This is a genomic window from Mitsuaria sp. TWR114, from assembly GCF_007997345.1.
This window is the reverse complement of the sequence record NZ_VOSR01000230.1, coordinates 1-2,491: the sequence shown is the minus strand read 5'-3', so window position 1 is coordinate 2,491 and position 2,491 is coordinate 1. Positions and strand designations below refer to the sequence as shown.

The following is a 2,491-nucleotide window of genomic DNA, read 5'->3' as shown; positions in this document are numbered from 1 at the left end:
GCCAGCCGGTGGTGGGCGCGGACAGCTCCAGCGCCGATCGCCAGCGCTGCATCGACGTGCGGCTCGAGCGCGACCGGCTGCGCCTGCAGTACGACAACCTCGTGCAGCTGCGCCGCCTGAACGGGACCGCCTGGCCCGCCACCGCGGTGCCTGGCGACACGGTGCGCTTCAACGGCTACAGCAACTACCGGTTGTTCCTGACGCGCGGCGAGCTGCGCGTGTTCAGCGCCGATGGCGACATGCGGCCGCAGCTGCTGGCCACGGTGCCGCTGGACAGCGAGCTGCGCGCGACATGGACCGTGCCCGCCGAGTGGGCGCAGGGGCCGATGGCGCGCCGCAAGCTGTACTGGCGTGTGCGGGTCTATGACCGCGATGGCCGCTTCGACGAGACCGACGACGTCCCGCTGGCGCTGGCCGATCGGCATGCGCCGGGCTTCGAGCAGGAGCCGACCGAGGCGCAGCGCCTGCTGGCGGGTTATGGCGAGAGCCGGCTGTCCATCGCCAACATCCCGATCACCGGCGGCACGGTGACGGCCAGCGGCGAAGGCATCGCGGCCGGCGAGCAGGTGAGGGCGCTCGGACTGGCGGTGCCGGTCGACGCGCAGGGCCGCTTCGTGATGCAGCAGCTGGTGCCGCGCCGCGTGCAGACCGGCGAGATCGTCGTGCGCGGCGCCGAGGGCCAGGAGCGGATCTATCGCCGCGACTTCGAACTGCCGCCGCGGGACTTCTTCTTCGTCGGTCAGGCGGATCTCACCATCGGCCATGACCGCACGACCGGCCCCGCCGCGCTGGTGACGCAGGAGCGCAACCGCTACAACAACGACACCTGGACCGAAGGGCGCCTGGCCTTCTACGGCAAGGGCATGCTCGATGAGCGCTGGACCTTGACGGCGAGCGTCGACACCGAGGAACGCCCGCTCAATGAGCTCCTGCGCAACCTCGACCGCAAGGACCCGACCTCGCTGTTCCGCCGCATGGATCCGGTGGACAGCTGGGGCACCTTCGGCGACGACTCGACCAGCGTCGAGGACGCGCCCACGCAGGGACGCATGTACCTGCGCGTGGACGACGGCCGCTCGCATGCGATGTGGGGCAACTTCAAGATCAACCTCGGCGCCGACAACACACTGGCGCAGATCAACCGCGGCTTGTATGGCCTGAAGGGGCACCTCGTCGGCGAGGAGGCGACCAGCTTCGGCGACGCCCGCTTCACTGCCGACCTGTACGCGGCCGAACCGGGCACGCTGGCCGCGCGCGAGGAGTTCCGCGGCACGGGCGGCTCGCTGTACTACCTGCGTCATCAGGACGTGAGCCGCGGCGCCGAGAAGGTGTGGCTGGAAATCCGCGATCGCGATTCCGGCTTCGTGCTGCAGCGCCGCGCGCTGATCCCGGGCAGCGACTACGACGTCGACTACCTGCAGGGGCGGGTGCTGCTGACCTCGCCGCTGCCCAGCCTGGCCGACAACGGCCAGCTGGTGCGGGCGGGCGGTCTCAGCGGCCAGCCGGCCTTCCTGGTCGTGGACTACGAGTACACGCCGCTGTCGGGCGATCTGGACACGCTGGCGGTGGGCGGCCGGACGGCGTGGTGGGTGACGGACGCGGTGCGCGTCGGCATCACCGCCGCGAAGCAGCAGCAGACCGGCGGCGACCAGCGCCTGGGCGGCGTGGACCTGCTGCTGCGCAAGAGCGAGAACACCACGCTGAAGATCGAGGCCGCGCGCAGCGATGGCCCCGGCATCGGCACGACCAGCTCGCTGGATGGCGGCTTCGGGTTCTCGCAGAACACGCTGGCCAGCGACACCCGCGGCGCGAATGCGTGGCGCGTCGAAGGGCAGGCGGACCTGACCGATCTCGGCGTCGCCAAGAGCGGGCATGTCGGCGCCTATGCGCAGCTGCGCGAGGCGGGTTTCTCGACGCCTGGACAGGTCGCGTCCAACGAGACGAGGCAGGTCGGCGTCAGCCTCACCGCGCCGGTGGGCGAGCAGGTCGAGCTGCGGCTCAAGGGCGATCACAAGGACGAGCTCAACGGCTACAACACCGATGCCGGCGAGGCGCAGGTAGCCTGGCGCGTCGATGAGCGCTGGACGGTCAGTGGCGGACTGCGGGCCGACCGCAAGTCCACCGATGCGGTGAACACCTCGCCGCTGCTGCCCAGCTCGGGCGTGGTCAGCGGCGAGCGCACCGACGCGGCCGTGCAGCTCGACTACGAGAGCGGGGAGGGCTGGGGCGTGTACGGCTTCGGCCAGAAGACGGTGGACCGCACCGGCACGCGGCAGGACAACGACCGGCTCGGCGCGGGCGTGCGTTATCGCGTCAACGACAAGCTGTCGCTGCGCGGCGAGGCCTCGGGCGGCAATGGCGGCTCGGCGGGCAAGGCGGGCGTCGACTACCAGTACAACGACCGCTCCAACGTCTACGTCACCTACGCGCTGGACACCGGCCGCACCGACGAGACCTTGAACGCGCGCGGCGGCACGCTGGTCGGCGGCAT

The 2,491-nt window shown here is 71.0% G+C and carries 1 pseudogene; it reads left to right on the top strand.

The features are described 5' to 3' along the window. Positions 1-2,491 (top strand): annotated as a pseudogene (locus FUT87_RS10170) (DUF481 domain-containing protein); the annotation flags it as partial.